Origin of the sequence: Accumulibacter sp., assembly GCF_036625195.1 — a bacterium.
Taxonomy (GTDB): domain Bacteria; phylum Pseudomonadota; class Gammaproteobacteria; order Burkholderiales; family Rhodocyclaceae; genus Accumulibacter.
On sequence record NZ_JAZKUG010000001.1, the window covers coordinates 3,210,984 to 3,237,283 of the forward strand.

Here is a 26,300-nt window from a genome sequence, read left to right on the forward strand (position 1 = left end):
AGGTTGTGGGCGTGTCGGCGTCAGACGATGCGCTCGATGAGCTGCACGAGTCCACGCTCGCTGACGAAGCTCAGGTCGTACATCGCGCGCAGGCCCTTGGCCATCTCGTCTTCGAGACCGGCGACGCAGACGACGAGGTGCCGGCCACTCAGACCGAGGCGCTTGCGCAACCCGACGGACTTGTCGATGTCCGGGCGATACTCGCCGCTCTTGCATTCGATGAGGATGGGCGATTGCCCGTCGAGCAGCAGAACGACGTCCACTTCCTGCCGCTCGCCGTCACTGAACGTCAGCCCGAGATTGCGCGCACACGCGAACCGCTTGCCGTGCGCCGTGGCTTGCTCGACGCAGGTCATGAGGGCAAACCACTCCAGCCATTCACCGTTGAAGAAGTGACGGATCGCGGGCGCGGTCTGCACGACCAGCAGCAGATGGTTCTTCTGCTTGTTGGGAATCGCCTTGGCAACGAAAGAGTAGTCGTAAAGCTGCCGACAGAAGCTCGTCAGCTTCTGCGCATCACTCGGCGATCTTCCGTCGAAGGGGATCACCGTGCTCGCGTACCCTTTCTGCTGAGCCCAGCGGATGCGGTCGAGGACCTCCTTGAGCAGCGACAGATCGCGACCGATCAGCGTTGCGACTTCGTCGAAGAAGCCACTCGTGTCGACGGCCTGAGCAGCGATCTGCACCGTGATCTGCCGGCGCTTGAACCAGTCGGCAATCGGTTGGTGTTGTTCGCTGCTGGTCATTCGATCGGTGTTCGAGAGATCGACGCTTGCGGCTGGCGTGGCGGGGGCAGGCACTGCCGCTGGTGAGGCTGTTTCGCTCCCGCCCGCAACTGCAGCGCTCAAGCGAATCACTTCGCGCTGGGCGGTGAAGTACTTTTCGAGGAGCCGCGTGACAAAGAAGATGGTGGGGTACACCTGTGTCGGGTTGCCACACCGTGGGCAGGAGACCATGACGCCAACGTCGCTGTCGGCCTGTTCCTGAAGGTGAGCGCACTTATTGCAGCGAATGATTGCCATGGCCAGGAAATGAACGGGGAATGTCGGCGACCTGACGCAGTCCCCGGGAGTCACGGCAGTACGTCGCGCCCTCGACTGCGGCCCTCATGGACGACGCCCGATGCGTTCGCCCATCGCTTCGCCCATGCGCACCGGACGCGCCGGCGACCAGGCGGGATTGAAGCGCACGACGTCGGCTGGAAAGAGCAGCACCACCGTCGAGCCGAGCAGGAAGCGCCCCATCTCGTCGCCCTTGCCGAGGTCGGGCGTCTGCGCGTCATAGGACCATTCGCGCGGCACACCGCTGCGCGGCGGGTTGACGGTGCCGTGCCAGACCGTCGCCATGCTGCCGACGATCGTGGCGCCAACGAGAACGAGGACGAAGCTGCCGAAGTCGCTGTCGAAGACGCAGACGACGCGTTCGTTGCGCGCGAAGAGGCCGGGTACGCCCCGTGCCGTCGTCGGGTTGACCGAGAAGAGTGCACCGGGGACATGGATCATCCGCGTCAGGCGGCCGGCAACCGGCATGTGGATGCGGTGATAGTCACGCGGGCTCAGATAGAGCGTGGCGAAGGCGCCATCGCTGAAACGGGCGGCGAGTCCGTTGTCGCCGCCGAGCAGCGCGGTCGTCGTGTAGCGGTGACCCTTTGCCTGGAAGATCTGGTCGCGCTCGATGGCGCCGAACTGGCTGATCGCGCCGTCGACCGGGCAGATGAAGTCCGCGTCGGCGAGCGGCCTGGCGCCGGGGCGCAGCGGCCGGGTGAAGAACTCGTTGAAGCTGTGGTAACTGGCCGGATCGGCGTCGGCCGCCTCGCCCAGATCGACGCCGTAGCGGCGGACGAACCAGCGGATGACTTGCGTCGTCAGATTGCCCGACTCGCTCGCGGCCAGTTTGCCGGCGAGGATCGTCAGTGCCTGTTTCGGTATCAGGTACTGGGGAAGAACGGCGAGGCGCTCAAGCACGATCGTGTCCGCGGCAATGGAGGGCGAGATTATAGTGCTTCACGCGAGGGTCGCGGGCCTTCGTCCGGCGCCGCGCCGGCGCACGCAACGCCAGCGCTGGTCGATATGCCCCGCGGCGGGCAGCGGCAGGCTGCGGTCGGCGGAGTTCGGTGGTATAAGACGGGCGATGCACGATGAAGCCTCCCTCTCGCCGCAGCGTCCGGCCGCCACCTATCGCTACTACGATCTGGTGATGGCGGCCTTCGTCGCGGTCTACCTCTGCTCGAACCTGATCGGACCGGCGAAGGCGGCACAACTGACGCTGCCGCTGCTCGGGCCGGTGACCTTTGGCGCCGGCGTCCTCTTCTTCCCGATCTCCTACATCTTTGGCGACATCCTGACCGAGGTCTACGGCTATGCGCGGGCGCGGCGGGTGATCTGGGCCGGCTTCGCGGCAATGGCCTTCGCCTCGGCGATGGCCTGGATCGTCGTGCAGCTGCCGCCGGCGCCGGAGTGGCAGAACCAGGCCGCCTACGAGATCGCTTTCGGTTCGACCTGGCGCATCGTGCTGGCTTCGCTGGTCGCCTTCTTCTGCGGCGAGTTCGTCAATTCCTTCGTCCTCGCCAAGATGAAGATCCTCACCCGTGGCCGCTGGCTGTGGACGCGGACCATCGGTTCGACCATCGTCGGCGAGGGCGTCGACTCGGCGCTGTTCTACCCGCTGGCCTTCTACGGTTCCGGGCTGATTCCGAACGAGATCCTGTGGCAGGTGATGCTTTCCCAGTTCGTCGTCAAGGTGATGGTCGAAGTGCTGTTCACGCCGCTGACCTACCGCATCGTGCGGGCGCTGAAGCGGGCGGAGAACGAGGACTACTATGACCTGCAGACCAACTTCACGCCCTTCAGCCTGAAGGCCTGAAGCGCTGCGGCGGGCGCGCCTCCAGCAGCGCTGCCGGTCGCCGGCGAGACCGTCCGCGACCGCTCAGGGCGCCGGCTTGCGGCGCTTCTCGAGCAGCAGGCAGAGCAGCAGCTGGCGTTCGGCAGCGTCCGCTTCGCCGTTCCCATCGACGCCGAGGAAATGGCGGCGGAAGGCAGCCAGCGCCGCCGCCGGGTCGGCGACGTCGTAACCGATCGCCTGCAACGCGAGCAGCGGATCGAGCGCCACGACGTCCTGCTCTGCCGGCAGCTCGCGGCACCAGAGACCGAAGCCCTCGGCCGCCAGGCGCTGCCAGGGGAACCGGCGGCCCGGGTCGACCTTGCGCCCTGGCGCGATGTCGCCGTGACCGAGCACGTTGCCCTCCGGGATCCGGTGGCGTTGGCGCAGCTCGTGCAGCAGTTGCAGGAGGCGGGCGATCTGGTCTTCGGGGTAGGGCTCGGCGCCGCTGTTGTCGAGTTCGATGCCGATCGACGCCGAGTTGATGTCGGTCGTTCCGCCCCAGTAGGAAGCGCCCGCGTGCCAGGCGCGCCGGTCCTCGTCGACCAGCTGGTAGAGGGTGCCATCACGGCCGATCAGGTAATGCGAACTGACGCCGCGCGCCGGGTCGGTGAGCGTCCTCAGCGCTGGCTCGACGCTGCTGTTCGTCGTGTCGTGGATGATGACGAAATTCGGTCGACGGGCGTTGTGGTTGGGCGACGGTACCGACACGACCCCCGCGGCGGGTCCGGTCGGCGCGCTGCCGCAGCCAGCGAGGATGCTCGCCGCCAGCGCCAGCACGGCGGCAAGCGACAGCGCCGGGCGGCAGGGGGCGCGGGCTTGCTGCCGCTGCCCGGGCGGACGCCGCCGCCGACAGCCGTTCATGTCTCGCCCGGCGCTGGCGGCACGCCGGCGCCGCGTGCCGCCAGCGCGCGCAGCAGGCACTCCTCGAAGGAGCGGACGACGCGCAGGTCGTCGTCGACCGCCGGTGCGGCAGCGCGGATCGCCGCGCGCAGCTCGCGACGGCGAACCTCGTCGCAACAGCCCGCGGCGAGTCCGGCGGCGATGGCCACGTACTCGTCAGCCGACGAGGCGATGCCCGCCGGCAGTCCTGCCCGGCGCAGCAGTCCGGCAGCGAGTCGCTGGCGCAGCGCGGGGCCCTCGAGCGTGACGATCGGCAGGCCGCGGTGCAGCGCCATCCAGGCCGTCGTGTAGCCGGAGAAGGCCGGGCAGTCGAGATAGACGTCGCAGCGGTCGAGGAGGGTCAGGAAGCGCGCCGGCACAAGCCAGGGGATGCAGAGCAGGTGTCGCGCCGGATCGAGCCCGTGCGCGTGGAAGGTGGACTCGAGGCGGGCGACGATGCGATCGGTTGCCCACGGGCAGACCGGGTCGCGCAGGATGATGAAGACGCACGCCCCGCTGGCGGCAGCGATGCGGGCGTAGTGGTCGTCGTCGGCGGGATCGAACTTGATCGCCCGCTGCGCGATCACGAAGCGCGGCCCCGGCATCGCCCGCAAGCGCGTCTCGATATCGTCCGGCAGCGCTTCGGCAGCCAGCGGCAGCGCGGCGGTGCAGCAGCCGGTGCCGGGCAGGCGGATCAGTTGCTCGCGGTAGTGGGCGTCGGCCTGCGGCGACTCGAGCAGCTCTCCGGAGAGGAAGAGGTCGATGCTCGCCAGGCCGGTGGTGATCGGGTGTCCCCAGCCGGCCACCTGCAGCGGCGCCAGGCGGTGCGCGGCGAGAAAGTAGCAGAGCGAGGACATGCCGATCTCGGGGTAGAAGACGACATCGGGCGTATCCTCGGCGGCGGCGGCCAGCCAGCCGGCGGCATCGATGACCGTCTGCCGGTCGCGCCAGCCGTCCACCAGTCCGCGGGCGAAAGCGGTCTCCTCGTCCTCGACGTTGCCGAGGTGATAGACGATCAGCTCGAAGCGCTGCCGGTCGATGTGCAGCAACAGTCCGCGCAGGACGACGTTCCAGACCGAATGCCAGCGCACGTGATGCGAGACGATGAGCAGGCGGACCCGTGTGCGGGCTGGCGGCTGCGGGCGGCGCTGCGGGCCGAGGCATTCGCCGACGAGGTCGGCATAGCGTGCAAGCAGCCCGACGTGGTTGCCGGTCCGGTATGCCAGGAAGAACGCCTGCTGCGTGCTTGCGAGCTCGGCGGCGGACAACGGCGGGCGCTTCCTGGCGTGCAGCCAGTCGGCCAGTTCGTCGAGCGCAGCGGCGAAAGCCGGCGCGATGCCCGCCGCCTCCTCACGACTCTGCGCCACCACCGGCAGTGCCGCGGTGGCGAGCGCCAGCCTGGCGCTCGCCCGTTCGGGCTGCAGGGCGATCGCCTGCAGGTAGCAGCTGCGGGCTTCGGCCGCGCGCCCGAGTTCCTGCCGCACGCTGGCGAGTCTCTCGTGCAGCGCCGGGTCCTGCGGATCGGCCTCCACGGCCTGGCGGTAGCTGTGCTCCGCTTCGGCGAAGCGGTTCTGCTCGACGAACAGCCGCCCGAGGTTGGCATGGACGCTCGGCAGCAGCGGGTCGAGTTCGAGACAGCGGCGATAGCAGTCGCTGGCCTGCGCGGTCTGGCCGAGCTCCTGCAGCACGTTGCCGAGACCCTCGAGCGCCGGCAGCCAGTTCGGCTCGCTCTGCAGCGCGGCGACGAAGCATTGCCTGGCCTCGGCGAGGCGAGCCGAGCGCAGCAGGACGTTGCCGAGGCAGAAGTGCGCCACCGGCGTCGCCGGTGCCAGGTGCAGTGCGCGCCGGCAGTGCCTTTCCGCCTCGTCGAGGTGGCCGAGCTCGCCGAGCGTCAGGGCGAGCGCCACCAGTCCGTCGACGAAATCGGGCGCCCGCACGGGCAGCTGGCCGAGGTGCTGCGCCGCCTCGGCGAAGTGTCCGAGCCGGCGCAGCGTGTCGCCGAGGTGGAAGAGGGCGAGTGGATTTGCCGGCTGCACGGCGAGCGCGCGCCGGAAGCTGGCGACTGCGTCGGCGAGGCGGGAATGAGCCACGAAAGCCCGGCCGAGGCCGCTCAGCGCCTCGAAATCCTGCGGTGACAGATTCGCCGCGCGCTGCCAGGCGGCGAGACTGTCCTGCCCCTGCGCTTCCAGGCTGGCGCCGAGCAGCCCCCAGAGGAAGCCCGACTGCGGCGAGGTCCGCAGCAGGTGTTGCAGCAGTGCGGCGAGCTCGGCGAAGCGGCCGCCGCGATACATCGCGAGCAAGTGTCCCGGGTCACCGGCGGCTGGCGTGCCGGCCGGCTGGCCACTGCCGTCGGCGCGTCCGAGGCAGCAATTCTTGTATTTCCTGCCGCTGCCACAGGGACAGGGCTCGTTGCGCCCGGTGCTCACCGACCGGCGCGCGATGGATTGGCGATGCGGCTCATCGGCCAAGTGTATGTCGGCCCGCGCGGCACGGTCAATCGGACCGCCGTGGAGCATGGCGGCCCACATCCGGTTTCGCCGCGGATCGGCGCGGCCTTCCTGCGGCACGGCGAGGCGGCATGGTGGCTCCCCGGCGAGCGGACGGGCGGCAGTCCGGGGAGCTGCGGAGGCGGTGCGCGTGATACCATCGCCCGCGACCGTTCGCCGCGGATGCCGCCGCGGCAAGCCTCCCGTTGCCGATGACCGAAGCCTTCGATGCCCAAGCCCTGCTTGCCACGCTGACCGACCTGCCGGGTGTCTACCGGATGATCGACGGCGACGGGCAGGTGCTCTACGTTGGCAAGGCGAAGAATCTGCGCAAGCGGGTTGGCTCGTATTTTCGCGAACGCCACCCGAGCCCGCGCATCGCCCTGATGGTGGCGCAGGTCACGCATGTCGAGACCACCGTGACCCGCTCCGAGGCGGAAGCGCTGCTGCTCGAGAACAATCTGATCAAGAGCCTGGCGCCGCGCTACAACATCCTCTTCCGCGACGACAAGTCCTACCCCTACATCGTCCTGACGCACGAGAGCTTTCCGCAACTGGCCTTCTTTCGCGGCAGCACCGATCGGCGTGCCGATTACTTCGGCCCGTTCCCGTCGTCGGTCGCGGTGCGCGAGAGCATCCATCTGCTGCAGAAGATGTTCCGCCTGCGGACCTGCGACAACCCGGTGTTCAACAACCGCTCGCGGCCGTGCCTGCTCTACCAGATCGGGCGCTGCTCCGGCCCCTGTGTCGGGCTCATCGACGCCGCGCGCTATGCCGAGGACGTCCGCCTCGCCGGCTTGTTCCTGCAGGGGCGGCAGCGCGATGTGATCGACAGCCTGAGCGAGCTGATGGACCGCGCCGCCGCCCGGCTCGCCTTCGAGCAGGCTGCCGTCTACCGGGACCAGATCCAGTCGCTGCGCCAGGTGCAGGAGAAGCAGTACGTCGAGAGCGGCCGGGATGGCGACGTCGACGTCGTCGCGGCCGTCGCCGCGGACGGCCTGTGCTGCGTGAACCTGGCCATGGTCCGCGGTGGCCGGCATCTCGGCGACCGGCCGCAGTTTCCCGCCAATGCCGGTGATTCGTCGCCGCTCGAGGCGTTGACGGCCTTCCTGTACCAGCATTACCTGGCGCACCCGATGCCGACACGGATTCTTCTCAATCTGGCCCTGCCCGATGGCGAGGTCGCCGCGTCGCTGGCCGAGATGACCGGCGTCCGCGTCCGCCTGAGCCAACCGCGCTTCACCGTGCAGCGCATCTGGGTCGAGATGGCGGAGCAGAACGCCCGTCTGGCGATCACGGCGCGGCGGGTCGCCCTCGCGCGGCAGGAAGCCCGGCTGGACGAACTCTGCCGGACGCTGCAACTGGATGTCGAGCCGGGGCAAGAGGTGCGCATCGAGTGTTTCGACATCAGCCACACGCAGGGCGAGTCGACGGTCGCCTCGTGTGTCGTCCATCAGGGCGGCGGCATGCGACGCGGCGAATACCGCCGCTTCAACATCGCCGATATCCAGCCCGGCGACGACTGCGCCGCCATCCGGCAGGCGGTGCAGCGGCGCTACGAGAAACTCTCGGCGGGCGAGGGCATATTGCCGACACTGCTCCTGATCGACGGCGGCAGCGGCCAGGTGGCCGCCGCAGCGGCGGCGCTCGAGGAACTCGGACTGTCGCAGTTGCCACTGCTGGGAGTCGCCAAGGGCGAGGCGCGCAAACCCGGATTGGAAACACTCGTTTTCGCGGACGGCCGCAAGCCGCTACAATTGCCGCCGGAACATCCCGCGCTGCATCTGATCCAAGAGATTCGCGACGAGGCGCACCGCTTCGCCGTCTCCGGGCACCGGGCACGACGCGGCAAGGCTGGCAGAAGTTCGCGTCTGGACGAGATCAGTGGTATCGGACCGAAGCGACGCAAGGCGCTGATCGCGCGTTTTGGCGGCCTGCAGGGCATCTCGGATGCCGGGGTCGACCAGCTCACCGCAGTTCCGGGCATCAGCCGGGAACTGGCCGAGAAAATCTACGCGGCGCTGCACTGATGCCAATCAACATACCGATCCTGCTGACCTGGCTGCGGATCATCCTGATCCCGCTGCTGATCGCCGTGTACTACCTGCCGGAATCGTGGCTGCGCGCCACTCATCAGGATCTGGCGGCGACGCTGATCTTCATCGTCGCCGCCGCCACCGACTGGCTCGACGGTCATCTCGCGCGGCGCTGGCACCAGACCTCGGCCTTTGGCGCCTTCCTCGATCCGGTGGCCGACAAGCTGATGGTCGCGGCCACCCTCATCGTCCTCGTCCAGCTCGGTCGCCTCGATGCCATCCTGGCGGCAATCATCATCGGCCGCGAGATCACCATCTCGGCACTGCGCGAATGGATGGCGCGCATCGGCGCACACCGCAGCGTCGCCGTGTCGATGATCGGCAAGATCAAGACGACGGCGCAGATGGTCGCCATTCCGATGCTCCTGTACTACCGGCCGCTGTTCGGCTTCAGCGCCTTCGAACTCGGCACCTGGCTGATCTACATCGCAGCCGTGCTGACCTTGTGGTCGATGGGCTATTACATGCGGATGGCCTGGCCGCACCTGATCGAGGAGGATCGGCGGCGCTAGCGGCGGCCCGACGCCCGCTCGGCCCACCGTCGCCCGTCGTGGCACGCCGGGACGAATGCGTTGACAGTCTTGGGCAGGCCTTTATAATGCGCGTTCTTTGCAAGCGGGAATAGCTCAGTTGGTAGAGCGATACCTTGCCAAGGTATAGGTCGAGAGTTCGAGACTCTTTTCCCGCTCCAGATCTTCCGCACGGCACTCGGGCCACCCCGGGCAGGCCGTACCGCCAGTCAGCCGACGGGCGTGGCGCGATAGCAAAGCGGTTATGCACCGGATTGCAAATCCGTGTAGGTGGGTTCGACTCCCGCTCGCGCCTCCAAAAAAATCAATCAGTTATGCCATGATTCCGCCGATCTGGTCTTGCTGGGCTAGCAGCGGGCTAGCACCGCGGGGAAAAACGCTGCGATTCGTCGAGGGTTGCGCCACCGGCACAGGCACGCTGGCCGGCCGCGCGAGGTCGGTGCCAGGCGCCGCCCACAGTGGTAACCATGTTGGTAGCCAAGCTTGGAAACTGTTCTGGAAATCCGACTTTGGAAAGTCTGCGCCGGCGACCGAAACCATGCCCGACACCACCGTCGCATCAAAGAAAACCCGGCGCGCGGCCGGGTCGTGTGGTCTCAATCAGGCCCCCGTCGAGCTGGCAGCACGGTGAACAGCATAGCGACGCTCGGTGTTTGGATCTCGGTAGTTGCATCCGACTTCTTCGGCGCGGGAGTTGATGCAGTTCTCGATGTCGTCGGCCTTGCCCCAAATGGCGCGCAGTGCGCCAGCGATGGCTTCGTGATCCCTGCTGGCGCTTGGCCCTTCCATCGCTGCCAAGGCGAGTTTGGCAATGGCCGAGATCGCGGAGAAGCCTTCTTGCGACAGACTGTCCATGTCGAGGACGGCTGCCTGCAATCTGACCAAATCGTCGCAGTGAGTTGGCGCGGTCGCGCAGGTATCGGGGTGGATCATGGCATGACTCCAGGTTGCGGTTGTTGTCTTCCGCCTCCCCGCTTCCAAACGGGAGGGCAGACCGTGCGGGTTGGAAGACCGGCACCTGGAACCGGCAGGCGCGAAGGCCTCCCGCACGGTCGCCCAAAACCTGGACGCCATGCGACGGAAGAAAAAAACCGCTCAAGCAGCGGCTCGTCCGCCAAGTGCTCCGGGCTTCCAAACCCGCATCGCTCATGTGCAGCGACAGCAGCAGTATTGGCCACTGGCCAGCACTACGTCAAGGGGCTTTCGCTGGGTAACCCCGGATGCGCCACAAGTCAATAAACTTGCGCGACGAGGGGGCACGCGCCCTGCAGTCTTGCCCGGGGATCTCCCACTTGCCGCTTGCCCGATTGACCGCGGTTCACAAGGCCACATACACTCTCGGTGTCCTAGGCAGACCCCTGCCGTTTCCCTCAACCGCAGTGAAATTCTCCCGGTGATTCCACATGAGCCTTTACGACACTCTTGGCGTCAGCCCGACGGCATCAGCAGACGACATCAAGAAGGCATATCGCCGGCAAGCGATGCGGTGGCACCCGGACCGAAACCCCGAGAATCGGGCGGAAGCTGAGCGTCGGTTCAAGGAAATTGCTCATGCGTACAGCGTTCTTTCCGATCCTATCAAACGGAAGAATTACGACGAGGCGGTCATTGGCGCGGGTTCTGCTTTCCAAGATGGAAGCGCCGACTTCTCTGACGATAAAGCCTTCGCCACGTTCTTGGCGGCAATGCTCGACTTGGCTTTCGAGGTGGCATTACGCGGCGGCGATCAGATCACGATCTATCGGGCACTCATTGCAGGAGGTTGCCCGGAGAATATCGCACAGACCGTTGCGGCACGCGCACATGCAATGGCCAATCGACAGAGCACGAAAAACTCTCAGCGAAGCGCTTCAGAGCGTAGCAGCGAACCGCCCGGAACCGTGCCGCCAAAGCGGCAGAATGAGCGCTCACGCGGTGGAAGGAAGCCACCAGACACCATGCCATGGGCCAGGTTCTTGGCCAGAGGAATTGATCTTGCAGTGGTCGCCGTATTGGCTATCACGGCGGAAATTGCGGCGGCGGTGACGCTGCCAATCTGGGAAATGGGGGCAGTGCCATCGGCTTTACTGAGCACACTCGTCTTTGGGATCGCGTTGCTTGGATATGAAGCCGTTGCCCTCTCACTATTTGGCACCACTATAGGCAAGGTCACGTTTGGACTTCGCATCAGCGCCGCAGACGGCGGGCTCCTAGAACGGGGAAGCGCCTTCCGGCGATCCTTCTGGGTATGGGTCAGCGGCAATGCCTGTTATCTTTTCTTTCCCGCAGCAACCCTGTTTTTCTGGTGGCGAGGATACAAAGACCTCACAACAACGGGCAGCACACCGTGGGACAACAAGGCCGGATCGATGGTTACGCAAGTAGGGATAGGCTCGTTCAGGTTCCTACTTGGAACATCGTTGAGCGTCCTGCTGCTGCTCGGCATTCTGGTCATCAGTAACCTGAACAAGCAGGCTCTAAAGCAGGAGTTGAGGAGCGAGTTGCTTTCTGATCACGAGGTGTTTGGTAAGGCAAGTCTTTCTCGGCCGGCGAGCGGTTACCACATGTCCGCAGAAGACTTTCTTAGGGATGCCCCCCGAACTGCGCCAACCGCGAAGCCTGTGCTGGTGGTCAAGATTGGGCACGTTGCGCCACTGACAGGCCCGATGGCGCATCTCGGCAAGGACAACGAAAACGGTGCCCGTCTGGCTATCGAAGACGCCAACGCGAAAAGGATCGAGATTGACGGCCATGTCGTTAGGTTCGAGTTGCTTGGCGAGGATGATCACGCGGACCCGAAAACCGGTATCGTTGCTGCGCAGAAATTAGTCGACGCGAAGGTCGCCGGCATCGTCGGTCACCTGAACTCGGGTACGACCATTCCCGCCTCGGCGATCTACAACCAGACCGGCCTGCCGCAGATTTCGCCTTCGGCAACCAATCCGAAATACACTCAGCAGGGCTTCAATACCGCCTTCCGGGTGATGGCCAACGACATCCACCAGGGTTCAGTGATCGGCGCCTACGCCGCCAAAACTATGGGCGGGAGAAAGATCACAATTATCGATGATCGCACGGCCTATGGTCAGGGTCTGGCAGACGTGGCCGCTTTAGCTGCCATGGCCACCGGTGCTGCAAGTGTTGCCCGTGAGTTCACCAACGACAAGGCTACCGACTTCAGTGCGATTCTGAGCAAGCTCAAGGCCAACAATCCCGACGTAATCGTCTTCGCCGGAATGGACTCGATCGCAGGACCAATGCTGAAGCAGATGAGTGGGGTGGGCATACGCGCCAAGTTCATCACCGGTGACGGCGGCTGCTCGCCCGAGCTGATCAAGCTTGCCGGGCCGGCATCTGAAGGCGTCATCTGCACGCAAGCCGGTCTGCCGGTCGACAAGCTGCCGAACGGCCAGAAGTTCGTCGAGGAGTTCACCAAGAAGTACGGCCAGATCCAGATCTATTCGCCGTACAGCTATGATGCGGTGATGGTGCTGGTCGATGCGATGAAGCGGGCGAATTCGGCCGATCCGGTCAAGTACCTGCCGGAAGTCGGCAAGACCGCCTACGACGGTGTTACCGGCAAGATCGAGTTCGACGAGAAGGGCGATATCAAGAACGGTGCGATTACCGTTTTCGAGATCAACGATGGCAAGCTGGTAGCGCGCGATGCAATCTACGACCCTAGAGCATACGGTGCCGTCGGTAGAGCCGTGGACAGAAAGGACCCTGTGGCGCTGACTGAAGCTCGTATGGAAAATGCGATCCGCATCAATGACAAGTTGCGCGCAGAATCCTACCCAAATCAGGTCTCAACTATTGCGCAGTGGATTCAGAGCGGAAAAGTACAGACAAGCCAGCTAAATCCTATTCGGTTCCGCGATATTCAAATCGCCAAACAGTATTTGCAGAGACAACGAATTCGCGAAGCACCGGCCACAGTAACAAACTACCTTAGGGACCGCGAAACATGGTGGATGGATAATGCTGGTTTTCACATTTATGTGACTAATCTCACCAACGAAGTCATGATGGGCATCGCTTACGAATTGGATGGCGGCGGAGACTGCAGCACACAACGACAAGGGCCATTTGTCTATTATTTAGTTCAATTCAATCCGCCGCTACAGCCTACTGAGTCACAAGTCGTCAACATACCAAAGCAAGACGATATCATCAAACAGGTTCCTCGCGGTAAGTTTATTTGTGGGACATTGGTGAGTGTCTGGTAGCGGGCCAGTCGTCACCAGAGCAGTTCGTTGCTTTGCAAGACAAATTCAGTTCTTGCCGTGCAAACCGCCCCTTGGTTTGTAAGCCGCCGCTCGATCAGCCCCAGGCGGGCAGACATACCGGCCAGCGATACCCCAACGAAGGCATCATGCTCGGCAGTCAGTCGATTGAAGGTGCGCCAGTGCATCCCCTTTGGCCTGCCGCCGTTCAGGTTCAGGATGCCCACCTGCCAGCCCAGCCTTTCGCGGATGCTGTCGGCCCGCCGCGCGGCTCGATCATCAGCCGCTTCCCGTTGGCAGGCATACGCCAGCCGGTAACAATGACGACAGGCGAAGATGCCAGCGCCGCCGATGTAGAGCAGCGCCACGCGCCGCCCGCATCCCTCCGCCGGGCAGAGAAACCACGCGCGCCGACCGCCCAGGGTGCAAGCCGTCCATTCCAGCCGTACCGGGTAGTCCATCGGTTGCCAGTCGTTACCGCCGCTCTTGTGGCGATAGATCAAAGTCACGTGCTCGGCTTCCGTCCGCGCTTGGATAGTCGCTACCTGCTCGCCGTTGCGTGACCAGTTCAAGGTGATGCTCCGGCCCGGTGTCAGCAGGCCACCGCGTTGCAACTTGCGAACATCCAGCGGTCGCATGTCGCTTGTCGTTTCTTTGCCCCACCGCCGCCCGCTACCGAATCCGCCCATTGTTCACGCCTCGCTGGATTTTCCGAAATCATTTGAGAAATCGCGTGTATATCAAGCCCGCGAATCGCCTGAATCCCTTGCTGTAGCTGGCGTTGCGTCGGTTCTTGATAGGGGCAGTTTTTGCGCCAGCTCCGCCGCGATTGCGACCTTGACGCTTTCCTTCCAATCGTCGTTTTCGTGTGACGTTGGGTAGAGTGCCCGGTCAAGAATTGGCTTTGCCAACTTCTCGGCAACGGGATCGCCCCCGCTCCATTGCTGAACGACGACGGTCAACGCGCTTGGCGCTTTTGTCTCCGGCTTGCCGACGAGATATTGACCCAGCCAGGCCCGCGCCGCGGGGTCACCGCCCTTCGCCGCTTGCAGTGCGCCCGCTACCACGTCCCGCCAATCGTCCAGGGTTACGGTTTCGAGCAGCGCCCCCATGTAATCGCTTTCGGTGCGCCGATGCGCTGCCGTACCGCGGATGAAAGATTCTTTATTGCGCTTCGCCGTCATTTCGCCTATCTCGTCTGATTGGTCAGTCCGGGTCAGCGTTCGCTGCCCGGCCAAGGAAGTATTGCCGTGCATCTCCGTCGTGCCTGCACAGGGCCAGCACGTCGTCGATGATGGCTCGGTCGGTTTCGGCGATCGCCGCCAGCCATGCAACAATCGCCTCTTCCTGATCGTCGGCCAGCAGAGCGTCTGACTGCTGCCGGCCCGGCTCGATCGGTTCCGCCGCCAGCGCAGCAGGGTAGGCTTCGAGCACTTCGGCATGGGTCGCCGCTGGCGAGAAGGCCACCGTTAGCGGATTGCGGTCGGCGAAGTGCAGCCACCAGCGCCCTGAAACACCCGACGAGGTATCTTCGCCGATCGGCTCAGCTTCAGCAGGGATTGATCTTTCTTGCTCTATGGGCGAACTGCAAAAACCGCGTAAATCAATTCTTGCAGTTTTTGCAGTCGCCTCCATGGACGAATATTTTTCGTCCAAGCCCTTCAGGCGATCTAGGTAGTTCATAGTCCCGCCCTTTCTGCGCCAGGGGAAACGCAGTAAACCGGATCGGCAGGACGGCCCACGCCAGAGCGCGCAGGCGCTTCAATCTCGATCAGCCATCCATGCTCATGTAGCAGACGACAAGCCTTCTTGACGCCCTCCCGATCGGTCAGAGAGGGGGCCCCGGAATTTTGGACAGCAGGATAAGTGGTAGCCTTGCCCCATTGAACGGCTGCGGAAGCAGCCCCAACAGGAGCGAGAGCATGACGAGAAGGACGAGGCGGAACCACACGCCGGCATTCAAGGCGCAGGTGGCGCTGGCGGCGCTGAAGAGCGACAAGACGCTGACCGAACTGGCGCAGCAGTACGACATTCACCCGAACCAGATCACGGACTGGAAGCGGCAGCTGACGGAGCGTGCGGTCCAGGTTTTTGGGGATACCAGCGGTCCTGCGAGCAGCGATCCGGACTTGACGAAACTGCACGCCAAGATCGGACAGCTGACGCTGGAGAAGGATTTTTTAGAACATGCGCTCACCAAGGCGGGCTTGCTGAGCGCAAGAAGATGATTGACCGCAAGCACAAGCTCCCTGTCGCGCATCAGTGCTCCCTCCTCGGGGTGGCCCGTTCGAGCGCGTACTACACGCCCCGCGAGGTCTCGGCGGAGGATCTGGCGCTGATGCGCCGGATCGACGAGTTGCATCTGGAGCACCCCTTCGCCGGCGCCCGCATGTTGCGCGATCTGCTGCGCCCCGAGGGCTTCCGGGCCGGCCGCCGACACATCGGCACCCTGATGGCGCGCATGGGCATCGAGGCCTTGTATCGGAAGCCCAACACCTCTCGTCGGCGGCGCGGCGACGAAATTCATCCGTATCTCCTGCGCGATCTTGCCGTCGAGCGGCCCAACCAGGTGTGGGCGGCGGACATCACCTACATTCCGATGCGCCGGGGCTTCCTCTACCTGTTCGCCGTGATCGACTGGTACTCGCGGCGGGTGCTCGCCTGGCGGCTGTCGAACACCTTGACGACCGACTTCTGTCTGGACGCGGTCCGGGAAGCCATCCACCGGCACGGCTGCCCGGAGATCTTCAACACCGATCAGGGTTGCCAGTTCACCAGCGGCGAATTCACCGGGATGCTCAAGGCGCACGGCATCCGGATCAGCATGGACGGCAAGGGGTCCTGGCGGGACAACGTTTTTGTCGAGCGCCTGTGGAAGACGCTCAAGTACGAGGAAGTGTATCTCAAGGCCTATGACAGCGTCGCCGATGCAAGAGCCAACCTGACCACGTACGTCCGCTTCTACAACGAGCGCCGACCGCATCGCGCCCTGGACGGCAAGACGCCGGACACCGCCTACTTCGCTGCCCTCGCGTCGGCCATCCGAGCCGCGGCGTAAGGCATGGGGAAGGGGCTCCGTGGATTTGTGGACGATGCGCTAGCGCGCACCGGGCCGCTTGCCGTGGAAAAGTCTGGCGACTTTCCCACCGCACGTCCCTTCGCCCACAAGCTCCACCGAGCTCTATTCGGTTCGGATAAAATCCCAGAAGGTCAAAACCAACCGCATCACCGGTCAGCCGACCGGAACTGGCAGGGCTCCACTTATCGAAGAGCCTTTGCTGTCCAAACAAGCGGGGCCACCTCTCAGGCCGTGCCACCCCAAGCGGGAAATCTCCCATGCTTTGAAGGTTGCCGGCAACTTCCCGGCCCGCAGTCGGACCAGCAGCAACTCGGCCGCGCCGGTTTCGGGGTGTGACTGCGCGTGATAGATACGCTGGGCATGCGGCGTCAGGTACTCGATCCACGCCAAAGCCTTGCACAGCGTCCGCTCTGAAACCGCCGTCCCGCCGGGGTCGTCGGCAACATGCAGAGCCAACGCCAGCTTGCCAACCAAGCCGGGGTATTTCCCGAAGTGCGCGCCGATCGGTCCGGACTCCGCGCCCGTCGCCTCGGCGGATCGCCGTTGCTGCATGAAATTGCTGTACCACTCGACGAACAGTTCCTGCGCCGGATCTGACAGGCGCACGAATGGGGGATCGTTGCCGAAGCGATCGCTCTGTCCCATCGCCACCGGGTCAAAAGTGTCTGCCCGCTCGAACAAGGTATCCGCAGCTTCGCGCGCCTTTTTCGAGGGGTATCGGTCGACGTAATTGAATGGTTCCGGGTCCGGCCAGACGATCAACTGAAACCGTTGCAGCAGGCCGTCGGCGCGTTCGCCGGAATAGGCGCTTCGGACGTACCGCGCCAGGGGTCCGGGTTGGATGCCGCCCATGACGGACAGCGCGAACTTTGGAAGCGTCGTCGTCCCGCGCATGATCCGATCGAAGCGGTATCCCTCTTGCCCGCTCCAGCCAGACAGCATCATGCCGCGCAGATCGGCCGCGCTCTCATCTTCCAGCTTCACCAGCAAGGACGACAACTCGTCACGCTCGATCAGCAGGCCATTCGGATTCTCTGCCAGCAGGACGCCCAGCGATGCCTCATTGACGTTGCTGGTCCAGTAGCAGCGGGGAACAGGCGCTTTGCCCGCGCCTTGGTCGCCCAGGTCGATTTCGGCGTCTGGGTTATCAGCAAGCTCCTTTACCGCCCGCTTCTTCTTGGCATCGTGGCGCAACTTGGCGGCAGCCATCGCGGCTTCGTAAACTTGCGAAGCGTCCGCATGCGCGATATCCGCGGATACCTGCAACTTTTTGAAGGCAGTCATCGCCGCGCGCATGGCGGGTGATTTCAAGGCTGACGGCGGCCCGACCGCGCCACCCCAGATGTTCGCGTGCTCGGTCCAGTCATCGTACCGCTTCAGCCGGATGCCGATCTTCCGGCCGAGCACGCTCCCGAGCGCCACCATGCCGGCCACCGCCGCAAGGTCAGGACTAAACCTCGCTCGATCGGCAGCATCTTCGACTAGCGGCCGCAGTTCGTTCGGCAGGATTGCCAGGTCGATTTTGGGAACAGCGGGGAGCTTCGGCAGGGGTATCGGCGCAGGTACAGAATCGCCCGCTGGCGCGTTCTCACCGTCGGTTTGATGCACGCCGCCCCTTGACGGTGCTCTTGCGCTCGCTGTCGAGCCTCGCATGGTTTCTGCCGCGCTGTCGAGAAACGATTGACCGCGTTCGACGCCCTTATCCATGGGACACGCCCGCTGCGGCCATTGCCGCCTGGATTCGACTTGCAGCCCGGATCAGCCGCTCGCGGTCATGTTGGCTGAAGGGCTTGCCGTCGAGCAGTGCCACCGCAGCCGCCGCGACGAAAAGCGCCTCAAAGCCAATGGCACGCAGCACGTCAGCAGCCGGAAACGGTCGGCGCTCGGGCTTGACCCGGAGATCGATGGCACGAGGAGGGAACAGATCAGAAATATCCAGATCCACGGCGGCCAGAACGTCGTGCACATCGCATCCGGCAAAACAATGCAGGAGGATTCGCCCGTCATCTTTTTCGGCAATCGTTAGACTTGGCCCGCGGTCTTCATGAGCAGGGCAGCGCGCAGACCATGTTCCCGGCCCGGTGCACTTTACCTTGTCGAGATGCTGAAGGAGGTTGTCGACGATGCTCATGTCCGCCCCTCCTCGATGAGCCCTGACAGCACGGCCACAATGCCCGGCAAGGATTCGAGCTTGATCGACAAGGCTTTGCCCGGTCCCAGCTCGCCGGTTGCGGCTTCGTCGAACCAGGGGCGAACGTCGACCAGTGGAAAGCCCTTGAAGTCGCGCAGCACGATGCGGGAGACCTCTCGGCTGTTCTTCGGGATCTCGGCTACAATCTCACCATCGAATGCACTGCTTGAAGCCGCCCGGTTTGCCCCCGGTGCGGCTTTTTCTTTGAGGGTCATGGTCGCCCCTACGCCGTTGCGCCGGTTTGGCGGGTGCGGGAGTCAAGCCATGCGTCGAGAACGGCCTTGTCGTATCGAACCAATCGACCGCACTTGGTGAATGGCAGGTTGTACCTGCCCGTACTCCGCCAAACGGAGAGTGTGCCAGGCGACACGTTGAGGATTTTCGCCGCAGTCTTCTCGTCGACAAGCTCGCGGGTCTTGCCGATGACTTGCTGAATGGTCATGATTCGCTCCATTGGGGAACTGCACAGCGCAGTTCATGGAACGAATGCTAGGGAAAAGGAGAGTGGTTGAAAATCCCGTCAGCATGCAGCGTGCAAGCTCTGCCTGCACGTATTACAGCCAGCGTGCAGGGTTTACTCTTTGCGCGCAGAACGTAGTTCTTTCGATCCAATCCCGATGTGTTTGCGTGCCGTCCGGAATGCTACGCTGAAGATTTCGGCTGATTCCGCCGCGGCCGCATCCATGCTGCTATGGTTATCTCGGTTCTGCCTGTACCACGCTTTTATTGCCTCGGCTTTCTTGCGGTCGTCTTCGTGCCTTGCATGGGCCGCTCTCCTTCCCACGAAAGATTCGACCTCCTCGATAGGTGGCCTGAGATTGTGGCCCTCCCATAGCCCGACAGCTCTCGCAGCTGCGCTCAAAAGAGAGACCGCGGCTTGCGGAGATTCCCATCGTTTGATTTCATAACGGCATAGAACGATTGTCAGGACAGCAATGGTAGAAATCTCTGTTCTTTCCACCATAATGTCATCGCCTTCTTGCCATAGGACGAGAACCGCCTCATGCACTTTCGCTTGCAGTTTTTTCCTTTCCTCCTCGGTTCGGTCAACGCCAAGAAGCTCCCACGCATAGTCTTCGAGGCAATCAAGTTCGTCTGATAAGATTTTCTGCATAGCGCCCCTTTCACGCTCCACCCTTGGTTCAGGATGCCGCTCCAGCCGGGCAAGGGTCCCCGGTTTTCTCTCCGTCGAGATAGGCGCGGCAAAACTTAAGTTTTGTCAGGTCATGCGGCCACCGCAAATCGCCGCACGGCGATTTCCACGCCCGCCGCCGCTGCTTGTTCCGCTTGTTTCAGCAAGGAAGCGGTCACGCCTTCATCATGAAAGGCGTCGCCGCAGTTCTCACACACCAGCGCCGGAACTTCCCGGAAAACAATTGTCAGGCCGTGGCGTTCAAGTGGAACAGTCACGGCACCGGGTCGGGTTTCGCCGTGTCGGCAGATGGCGCATCTCATGGGTTTTCCTCGCTGCCAGCTCGGCCCGCCACAGGGCGGGGTCGGGCGTATTGGTCCGGAGATCCTTGATCACGCAGCCCGATCTCCTTGCTGCGCGTGCATCAGATCGAGCAGGAATTCCGGGGCGATGTCCGCGCCGCTTGCCCATGCCACCGTGCGCATGACCGGGTGCTGGCTGGCCGTAGCGAACAGCACCGGGTCGCGTAGCGGTTCGAAGACTTCACCGTCAAGTTCGTGGGACAGATCCACTTCGCCGGACTCTCCGTTGTTGAAGCGCAGGAACAGGCGATAGCCCGACAACGGGGTTACTTCCGTGGTGTGCAGGATCATCAGGGTTACTCCAAGGGATCAATGGGATTCAGCGGCTTGCGCAGCATGGCAAGCTCCCAGTCGGCTTCAATCTCTTTCCGGTGCAGCGCCAGCCATTCGCGCACCATCGACAGCGCCCGGCCCGGCAGCGAACCGGCGTATAGCTTGCCATCCAGCGTCATCAGGGCTTCATGCTCGCCATAGACCGCGTGAAAATGCATCGGCGGATGCTCCCGCCAGTTCATGTAAATGACGATGCCGAAGAAGCGGGAGATTTCAGGCATGCTACGCCGCGCCACGTTTTGGTAGCTTTACCACGTCGCCGCCGGCCTTCATGCCGCCAGCTTCCAGCATGGCACTGGTCGCGGTGTTCACGGACTGGCGCACCGGATCAAGATCGAGTCGCGCGTAGATCGCGGTTGCTTGCTGGCTCTTGTGGTTCAGGCTCTTGCCGATGATCGCCAGTGATGCGCCCGTCCGAGCCTGCCAACTCCCCAAGGTGCGCCGCAGGTCATGCAGCGTGACCCCGTTCGGCTCGTTGCGGCCGTAGGGGATTCCGGCCCTGTTCAGCACGCGCAGCAGTCCATCCCTGGCGCCATTGAAGTGACCGCTTGCGCTTCTGCTGGGGAACAGGAAACCTCCAGCGGTCGCATCTTGGCGCGACTTCAGAATCTCTACCGCTTCCGCGCAGAGCGTCACGGTTTGCGGAGTGCCGTTCTTCGTCACCGGCAGCCGCCAGTTCCCCGCCGCCAGATCAATTTCGCGCCAGTGCATCGCGCAGAGGTTCGCCCGACGGGCGCCGGTCAGCAACGCCAACAGAATGAAGTCGCGCATGGCTGCACTCGGCTCGTCGGCCAGCGCTGCAAAAAATCGGGGCAGTTCGTCAGGTTGCAGGAAGCGGTCGCGGGTCACGATCCGGCCGTTCACTTTGATGCCCGTTGCCGGGTTCGCTTCCAGATAACCCCATTCGACGGCCTTTGCGAACATGTTTGACGCCAGCGCACGGATTTGGCGCACGGTCGCGGCAGCCTTGCCGGAAATTTCCGCATCCGAAAGAATCCGGGCAACCATCGCCCTCGTGATCGCCGACAGCTTGCGGTCGCCCAAGGGCTTTTGCAGGTAGTCCCGATACCGCTGCTGATCGTCGCGCCAGGACAGCTTTTTCATACCATGCCGGGCGCCAAACTCGACGAAGAATTCGGTCAGCGTCGGCTCGGCCTTGAGTGCGCGCTTCAGTTCGGCAGGGTTCGCGCCGCTCGCAAACTCCCCAAGGATTCGCTGCGCTTCAGCTTGCGCCTTCTCCACCGTCATTTCAGGGAATGTGCCGAGCTTCACCCAGGCCATTGACGCACCGGCCCGCTTCACCACGTAGAAGGTCTTGGTGCCCGCATGCGTCACGCGCAGGGCAAGCTTCGGCACCTTGGTATCGTAGATCGTCAGCCGCCTGCCCAAAGGCGGAAGCTCAAGCCCCTGAATGGCCACCTTGCCGAATCTGATACTGGTCATTTCTCACCTCGCATATGTCGGGCTAGCACCGGGCTAGCACGGGCTATCAAAATTCATCATGTTTCGTGCTAGCCCGTGGAGGTGAGTATAGCTGCAAAGACTTGCTTTGTATAGGTGCGTTAAGGTTCGCAAGTCCGCATAGGTGCATGAAAGTACGGATTGCAAATCCGTGTAGGTGGGTTCGACTCCCGCTCGCGCCTCCAAAAAAATCAAGCAGTTGTGGCACGCTTCCCCCGCCCCGGGGTCTTTCCAGTCCAGCACCGGGCCTTGCACTGCGGGGAAAAGACGCTGCGCTTCGTCGAGGGTTGCGCCATCGGCACAGGCACGCCAGTGGGCCGCGCGCGCGTCGTCGGTGCCAAGCGCCGCTCAGTTCATCACCAGCGCCCCGTCGAACTGAACGCCAGGTGCTGTACGATCGGCAACGGGGAAGCGTCGCCGTTGAACACCGGAAGTGGCAAGCAAGTTGGCACCACCGTGTTGTTGGCAATCAATTTCGAAAGCATTTTGGAAATCCGATTTTGGAAAGCATGCGTCGGCGACCGACACTATGCCCCTTACACTGCTGCACTCGGTTTGCGTGGTGTCTGCGGGTCAATGCGAGGGCGCCAAGAAGTAGCGGAATGAGGCCGATTGGTTCAGGCACGGAGCCCGAGGGCACAATCGGCACCAGCGTGACGCGGATGTCCGAATCACGATTCGCGCCGGTGAACGGATCGGTTGCCGTCACAATCAGGTGTCCTGTATTGGTGAAGTCCACCAGTGCCAAGCCGTTGCCAATATCCAGATCCGCGGTCAGCATGAGGTCGTAGTCGACATCGCTGAAGACTGTCGCGCCACCGGCGACCAACCTCGATCCGTAGTACTCGAATGAGTTGAGTTCGAACCCGTCGATCGTTCCATAGATGTCGTCATGGACCTTGGCGGGATGGACAAAACTCGACCACAGCCCATCGGACTTCGCGCCATCATAGTCTACGAAGAGACTGCCCCTGTCGCTGCCTGTCTTCGTCAGACCAGTCAGATGCACTTTCTCCTCCGCTTGTACGTGTGCAAAGTCACGTACGGGAGTCGCAAACAGTCCGTGCATTTCGCCAGCAAAGTTCACGTCGACAGGGGATCCCGTCAGGTTTTCAATCTGCAGGCCATAGTTCAGGGAAAAGATGCTCTGCGCCCAAACGATGTTTTGATAGCGACCACCATAAAAGCGCCGCGCTACGACCTTGGACCGCAAGACGGCGTCTGTCGGGTTGGCTTGGTCAAACACGGCGGTCGCATCTGCCCCATCGGAGGGTGAATCGAAGGCGTCCCTGTCGGCATGGGCATGCGTGGTGGCGACAAATCCAGCCGACGTCCAATCAGCGAGGGAAGCGGAGCGCCGGTTATCTTCTTGATGTGTTGGAATGTTTCCCTGAGCCACGGACGTGACAGCCACCGTGAATCCGGCATGTACCGACAGCGGCATCAGGGCGACAATAACTCCGGCATAGGCAATAATTCGGGATCTCATCGCTGTTCTCCAAAGGTTGTAGGTTCAGAAGTTTCTCCCCTTCCGGAAATCTCGCCGATCATGACAACCGAAGGCAAGCGGACAAGTACAAGTATATGAGCTTACATGACGGTTGTTGGTTCCACAAAGAGGGGGCCCCGGAATTTCGGACAACAGGATAAGTGGTAGCCTTGCCCCATTGAACGGCTGCGGAAGCAGCCCCAACAGGAGCGAGAGCATGACGAGAAGGACGAGGCGGAACCACACGCCGGCATTCAAGGCGCAGGTGGCGCAGGTGGCGCTGGCGGCGCTGAAGAGCGACAAGACGCTGACCGAACTGGCGCAGCAGTACGACATTCACCCGAACCAGATCACGGACTGGAAGCGGCAGCTGACGGAGCGTGCGGTCCAGGTTTTTGGGGATACCAGCGTTCCTGCGAGCAGCGATCCGGACTTGACGAAACTGCACGCCAAGATCGGACAGCTGACGCTGGAGAAGGATTTTTTAGAACATGCGCTCACCAAGGCGGGCTTGCTGAGCGCAAGAAGATGATTGACCGCAAGCACAAGCTCCCTGTCGCGCATCAGTGCTCCCTCCTCGGGGTGGCCCGTTCGAGCGCGTACTACACGCCCCGCGAGGTCTCGGCGGAGGATCTGGCGCTGATGCGCCGGATCGACGAGTTGCATCTGGAGCACCCCTTCGCCAGCGCCCGCATGTTGCGCGATCTGCTGCGCCCCGAGGGCTTCCGGGCCGGCCGCCGACACATCGGCACCCTGATGGCGCGCATGGGCATCGAGGCCTTGTATCGGAAGCCCAACACCTCTCGTCGGCGGCGCGGCGACGAAATTCATCCGTATCTCCTGCGCGATCTTGCCGTCGAGCGGCCCAACCAGGTGTGGGCGGCGGACATCACCACCATTCCGATGCGCCGGGGCTTCCTCTACCTGTTCGCCGTGATCGACTGGTACTCGCGGCGGGTGCTCGCCTGGCGGCTGTCGAACACCTTGACGACCAGACTTCTGTCTGGACGCGGTCCGGGAAGCCATCCACCGGCACGGCTGCCCGGAGATCTTCAACACCGATCAGGGTTGCCAGTTCACCAGCGGCGAATTCACCGGGATGCTCAAGGCGCACGGCATCCGGATCAGCATGGACGGCAAGGGGTCCTGGCGGGACAACGTCTTTGTCGAGCGCCTGTGGAAGACGCTCAAGTACGAGGAAGTGTATCTCAAGGCCTATGACAGCGTCGCCGATGCAAGAGCCAACCTGACCACGTACGTCCGCTTCTACAACGAGCGCCGACCGCATCGCGCCCTGGACGGCAAGACGCCGGACACCGCCTACTTCGCTGCCCTCGCGTCGGCCATCCGAGCCGCGGCGTAAGGCATGGGGAAGGGGCTCCGTGGATTTGTGGACGATGCGCTAGCGCGCACCGGGCCGCTTGCCGTGGAAAAGTCTGGCGACTTTCCCACCGCACGTCCCTTCGCCCACAAGCTCCACCGAGCTCTATTCGGTTCGGATAAAATCCCAGAAGGTCAAAACCAACCGCATCACCGGTCAGCCGACCGGAACTGGCAAGGCTCCACTTATCGAAGAGCCTTTGCTGTCCAAACAAGCGGGGCCACCTCTGTCGGGCTGCTCTATCAGGACCTGATCCGGCGGGGAGAAGTGCTTGCCGATGGTCGCCTGCCGCCGATCTTGCCGATCGTGCTGTACAACGGCAGCCAGCGCTGGTCGGCCGTGACCGATGTCTGCGAACTGATCCCACCGGTTCCGGGGCTGGTTGAGCAATTCAAACCGCGGATGAAGCACCTGCTGATCGACGAGAACGCGTACAGCGAGCAGGAACTCGCATCGCTGCGCAACCTCGTCGCAGCGGTATTCCGAATCGAACATCCGGCATCGCCGCAGGCGATCGGCGGCCTTCTCAGCCTGCTGTCCGAGTGGCTGGCAGACCGGCCGGACCTGCGTCGGATGTTTGCCCTCTGGATTCGCGCGACGTTGATGCGCAGGGCGGAATACCGTATCGTCTTGCCTCGGGTCGATGATCTACAGGAGCTGAACGTCATGTTGGCCGAACGACTGGAAGAATGGGCGCATGCCTATAAGGCCGAGGGCAAGGCCGAGGGTGAGGCACTGGCGCTGCAGAAACTGTTGCGAAGGCGCTTCGGTTCGATCCCCGCGGAGGTTCTGCAGGAGATCTCAGGCGCCTCCGTCGAGCAGATCGACATCTGGCTCGATCAGGTCCTTGATGCAGGCACCCTGGAGGACCTGTTCGGACCGAGCAGGCCGTAGCCTCGGCGGCTGCGGCAGGCTCAGCGATCCCGGGCCGCGATGCGGATCGTCAGCCCGGGGAGTGCGCCGGGCGGCTTGGCGGCGATCGGCGTGCTGCCGAGGAACGCGGGCAGCCAGGCCGGCCGGGCTGCGCGGGGAACCTGGAAGCAGGCCGGTTGCGTCCCGCGCCAGTCGATTCTCGGTGCCGCGTCGGGTGCCGGCCCGTCTGCTGGCTGCGACGCAGGCCGGCCGGGCTGCCGTCAAGGACGGCGGTTTCGCGCAGGAAGGAGTCGAGCGGCAGCGGCGGTGCCGTCTGCTGCATCCCCGCATGCAGCGCCGCTTCGCTGGCGCGACCGGCCGCAGCGGGGTCGGGCTCGGCAACGGACTCCCGGCGGATGGGACTTGGCGCCGGTGGGAAGGGCGTTCCGGCATGCGGCGCAGCGGACGCCGCTTGCGCCCAGGCGGCGGCCATGCGGACTCCGGCGACCGCTTCGAGCTGCGGGAGGCCATTGCCAGGATGCCACTCGTCGGTGGCGCTGGACACGGCCACGACCCGCGGGCTGGCGGGGGAGGCGGCGGCGGAGAGCGGTGGCTGCTGGCCCAGCGCATCGTTCGCCGTCGGCGTGCTCGCCGTCGTCGCCGCGACGGGCAGCGGCGGTTTCGCGGTAGTCTCCTGCGCTCGCGCGGCGAGGTGGCCGGGCTCCGGCGGCTGCCGCTCGCTGCTCCCGTTGGCCAGCGCCGGTGGCCGCGGCGCATCGGCAAGCGGCAGCGGCGTCAGATGGATCGTCGCCGATGCCGCGGCGTGGCCGGCGGACACCGTGTAGCGGAAGCTGTCGCTGCCGGCGAAACGCGATCCGGCGAGGTTCGCGTGTCGCCGACGCGACTTTCACATTGACGGGTGGTTGGAGAAGCCGGCGTTGCGT

25 protein-coding genes, 2 tRNA genes and 1 pseudogene are annotated in these 26,300 nt (G+C 63.7%); 9 read left to right on the top strand and 19 right to left on the bottom strand.

Going from position 1 to position 26,300, the window contains the following annotated elements; all coding sequences use genetic code 11:
- Positions 1 to 20 precede the first annotated feature (20 nt).
- The gene (locus V5B60_RS14275) at positions 21 to 746 is read right to left on the bottom strand and encodes a hypothetical protein (protein WP_332347685.1); all 726 of its coding nucleotides are present in this window, start codon (positions 744 to 746) and stop codon (positions 21 to 23) included.
- Positions 747 to 1,106: 360 nt separating this feature from the next.
- Positions 1,107 to 1,964, bottom strand: a complete 858-nt coding sequence (gene asd, locus V5B60_RS14280; protein ID WP_332347686.1) for an archaetidylserine decarboxylase — start codon at positions 1,962 to 1,964, stop codon at positions 1,107 to 1,109.
- A gap of 166 nt (positions 1,965 to 2,130) precedes the next feature.
- Here asd and V5B60_RS14285 point away from each other — a divergent pair, with 166 nt between their 5' ends.
- Entirely contained in the window at positions 2,131 to 2,862 is a 732-nt protein-coding gene (locus V5B60_RS14285; RefSeq protein WP_332347687.1) for a queuosine precursor transporter, read from the top strand.
- A gap of 63 nt (positions 2,863 to 2,925) precedes the next feature.
- Here the strand turns inward: V5B60_RS14285 and V5B60_RS14290 are convergent, their stop codons facing one another.
- Positions 2,926 to 3,741 carry an N-acetylmuramoyl-L-alanine amidase gene (locus V5B60_RS14290; protein WP_332347688.1) on the bottom strand — a complete coding sequence of 272 codons (816 nt, stop codon included), beginning with the start codon at positions 3,739 to 3,741 and terminating at the stop codon, positions 2,926 to 2,928.
- Entirely contained in the window at positions 3,738 to 6,185 is a 2,448-nt protein-coding gene (locus V5B60_RS14295) for a tetratricopeptide repeat protein (protein ID WP_332347689.1), read from the bottom strand. The genes V5B60_RS14290 and V5B60_RS14295 overlap by 4 nt, the downstream gene beginning before the upstream one ends.
- A gap of 272 nt (positions 6,186 to 6,457) precedes the next feature.
- On the opposite strand from V5B60_RS14295, the gene uvrC reads away from it, so the two are divergent.
- From uvrC to V5B60_RS14315, 4 genes are all read left to right on the top strand, one after another.
- Positions 6,458 to 8,275: an excinuclease ABC subunit UvrC gene (gene uvrC / locus V5B60_RS14300; RefSeq protein WP_332347690.1), complete on the top strand. Its 1,818-nt coding sequence runs from the start codon at positions 6,458 to 6,460 to the stop codon at positions 8,273 to 8,275.
- Positions 8,275 to 8,853, top strand: coding sequence for a CDP-diacylglycerol--glycerol-3-phosphate 3-phosphatidyltransferase (gene pgsA, locus V5B60_RS14305; protein ID WP_034940628.1), 579 nt, complete (start codon positions 8,275 to 8,277; stop codon positions 8,851 to 8,853). Before uvrC ends, pgsA begins: the two co-directional genes overlap by 1 nt.
- A gap of 103 nt (positions 8,854 to 8,956) precedes the next feature.
- A tRNA-Gly gene (locus V5B60_RS14310) sits at positions 8,957 to 9,032 on the top strand.
- Between the two features lie 63 nt (positions 9,033 to 9,095).
- Positions 9,096 to 9,169, top strand: a tRNA-Cys gene (locus V5B60_RS14315).
- Positions 9,170 to 9,471: 302 nt separating this feature from the next.
- On the opposite strand, the gene V5B60_RS14320 is transcribed toward V5B60_RS14315, so the two are convergent.
- A complete protein-coding gene (locus tag V5B60_RS14320; RefSeq protein WP_332347691.1) occupies positions 9,472 to 9,804 on the bottom strand; it encodes a hypothetical protein in 333 nt (110 codons plus the stop codon).
- A 470-nt stretch (positions 9,805 to 10,274) separates the two neighbouring features.
- On the opposite strand from V5B60_RS14320, the gene V5B60_RS14325 reads away from it, so the two are divergent.
- The gene (locus tag V5B60_RS14325) at positions 10,275 to 13,079 is read left to right on the top strand and encodes an ABC transporter substrate-binding protein (RefSeq protein ID WP_332347692.1); all 2,805 of its coding nucleotides are present in this window, start codon (positions 10,275 to 10,277) and stop codon (positions 13,077 to 13,079) included.
- Between the two features lie 11 nt (positions 13,080 to 13,090).
- Here the strand turns inward: V5B60_RS14325 and V5B60_RS14330 are convergent, their stop codons facing one another.
- From V5B60_RS14330 to V5B60_RS14340, 3 genes are all read right to left on the bottom strand, one after another.
- A complete protein-coding gene (locus V5B60_RS14330) occupies positions 13,091 to 13,714 on the bottom strand; it encodes a hypothetical protein (protein WP_332347693.1) in 624 nt (207 codons plus the stop codon).
- A 102-nt stretch (positions 13,715 to 13,816) separates the two neighbouring features.
- On the bottom strand, positions 13,817 to 14,260 hold the full coding sequence (locus V5B60_RS14335; protein ID WP_332347694.1) for a hypothetical protein: 444 nt from the start codon (positions 14,258 to 14,260) through the stop codon (positions 13,817 to 13,819).
- A gap of 22 nt (positions 14,261 to 14,282) precedes the next feature.
- A complete protein-coding gene (locus V5B60_RS14340) occupies positions 14,283 to 14,759 on the bottom strand; it encodes a hypothetical protein (RefSeq protein WP_332347695.1) in 477 nt (158 codons plus the stop codon).
- Positions 14,760 to 14,998: 239 nt separating this feature from the next.
- Between V5B60_RS14340 and V5B60_RS14345 the strand changes: the two genes are divergently transcribed.
- A protein-coding gene (locus V5B60_RS14345) for an IS3 family transposase (RefSeq protein WP_332347696.1) occupies positions 14,999 to 16,134 on the top strand; the annotation gives its coding sequence in 2 pieces (ribosomal slippage) (positions 14,999 to 15,251 and positions 15,251 to 16,134; 1,137 coding nt in all).
- Between the two features lie 174 nt (positions 16,135 to 16,308).
- Here V5B60_RS14345 and V5B60_RS14350 read toward each other — a convergent pair.
- The 10 genes from V5B60_RS14350 to V5B60_RS14395 form a co-directional block, all read right to left on the bottom strand.
- Complete coding sequence (locus V5B60_RS14350) at positions 16,309 to 17,862, bottom strand: YfjI family protein (RefSeq protein ID WP_332347697.1); 1,554 nt, start codon at positions 17,860 to 17,862, stop codon at positions 16,309 to 16,311.
- Positions 17,855 to 18,286: a DNA primase gene (locus V5B60_RS14355; RefSeq protein ID WP_332347698.1), complete on the bottom strand. Its 432-nt coding sequence runs from the start codon at positions 18,284 to 18,286 to the stop codon at positions 17,855 to 17,857. The genes V5B60_RS14350 and V5B60_RS14355 overlap by 8 nt, the downstream gene beginning before the upstream one ends.
- Positions 18,283 to 18,561, bottom strand: a complete 279-nt coding sequence (locus tag V5B60_RS14360; protein ID WP_332347699.1) for a hypothetical protein — start codon at positions 18,559 to 18,561, stop codon at positions 18,283 to 18,285. Before V5B60_RS14360 ends, V5B60_RS14355 begins: the two co-directional genes overlap by 4 nt.
- 8 nt (positions 18,562 to 18,569) lie before the next feature.
- Complete coding sequence (locus tag V5B60_RS14365) at positions 18,570 to 18,788, bottom strand: helix-turn-helix domain-containing protein (protein WP_332347700.1); 219 nt, start codon at positions 18,786 to 18,788, stop codon at positions 18,570 to 18,572.
- A 132-nt stretch (positions 18,789 to 18,920) separates the two neighbouring features.
- Positions 18,921 to 19,460, bottom strand: coding sequence for a hypothetical protein (locus tag V5B60_RS14370; RefSeq protein WP_332347701.1), 540 nt, complete (start codon positions 19,458 to 19,460; stop codon positions 18,921 to 18,923).
- 110 nt (positions 19,461 to 19,570) lie between these two features.
- Positions 19,571 to 19,801 carry a type II toxin-antitoxin system MqsA family antitoxin gene (locus V5B60_RS14375; protein WP_332347702.1) on the bottom strand — a complete coding sequence of 77 codons (231 nt, stop codon included), beginning with the start codon at positions 19,799 to 19,801 and terminating at the stop codon, positions 19,571 to 19,573.
- A 69-nt stretch (positions 19,802 to 19,870) separates the two neighbouring features.
- On the bottom strand, positions 19,871 to 20,131 hold the full coding sequence (locus tag V5B60_RS14380; RefSeq protein ID WP_332347703.1) for a DUF2442 domain-containing protein: 261 nt from the start codon (positions 20,129 to 20,131) through the stop codon (positions 19,871 to 19,873).
- A 5-nt stretch (positions 20,132 to 20,136) separates the two neighbouring features.
- Positions 20,137 to 20,394: a DUF4160 domain-containing protein gene (locus tag V5B60_RS14385; RefSeq protein ID WP_034908722.1), complete on the bottom strand. Its 258-nt coding sequence runs from the start codon at positions 20,392 to 20,394 to the stop codon at positions 20,137 to 20,139.
- A 1-nt stretch (position 20,395) separates the two neighbouring features.
- The gene (locus tag V5B60_RS14390) at positions 20,396 to 21,616 is read right to left on the bottom strand and encodes a tyrosine-type recombinase/integrase (RefSeq protein ID WP_332347704.1); all 1,221 of its coding nucleotides are present in this window, start codon (positions 21,614 to 21,616) and stop codon (positions 20,396 to 20,398) included.
- A gap of 487 nt (positions 21,617 to 22,103) precedes the next feature.
- Positions 22,104 to 23,123: a hypothetical protein gene (locus tag V5B60_RS14395; RefSeq protein ID WP_332347705.1), complete on the bottom strand. Its 1,020-nt coding sequence runs from the start codon at positions 23,121 to 23,123 to the stop codon at positions 22,104 to 22,106.
- A 217-nt stretch (positions 23,124 to 23,340) separates the two neighbouring features.
- On the opposite strand from V5B60_RS14395, the pseudogene V5B60_RS14400 reads away from it, so the two are divergent.
- Together V5B60_RS14400 and V5B60_RS14405 are read left to right on the top strand one after the other, a co-directional pair.
- Positions 23,341 to 24,486: pseudogene (locus V5B60_RS14400) on the top strand (IS3 family transposase).
- 3 nt (positions 24,487 to 24,489) lie between these two features.
- Complete coding sequence (locus V5B60_RS14405) at positions 24,490 to 25,398, top strand: DUF4351 domain-containing protein (protein WP_332347706.1); 909 nt, start codon at positions 24,490 to 24,492, stop codon at positions 25,396 to 25,398.
- Between the two features lie 49 nt (positions 25,399 to 25,447).
- Here the strand turns inward: V5B60_RS14405 and V5B60_RS14410 are convergent, their stop codons facing one another.
- Positions 25,448 to 26,194, bottom strand: coding sequence for a hypothetical protein (locus tag V5B60_RS14410; RefSeq protein ID WP_332347707.1), 747 nt, complete (start codon positions 26,192 to 26,194; stop codon positions 25,448 to 25,450).
- Between the last annotated feature and the right edge of the window lie 106 nt (positions 26,195 to 26,300).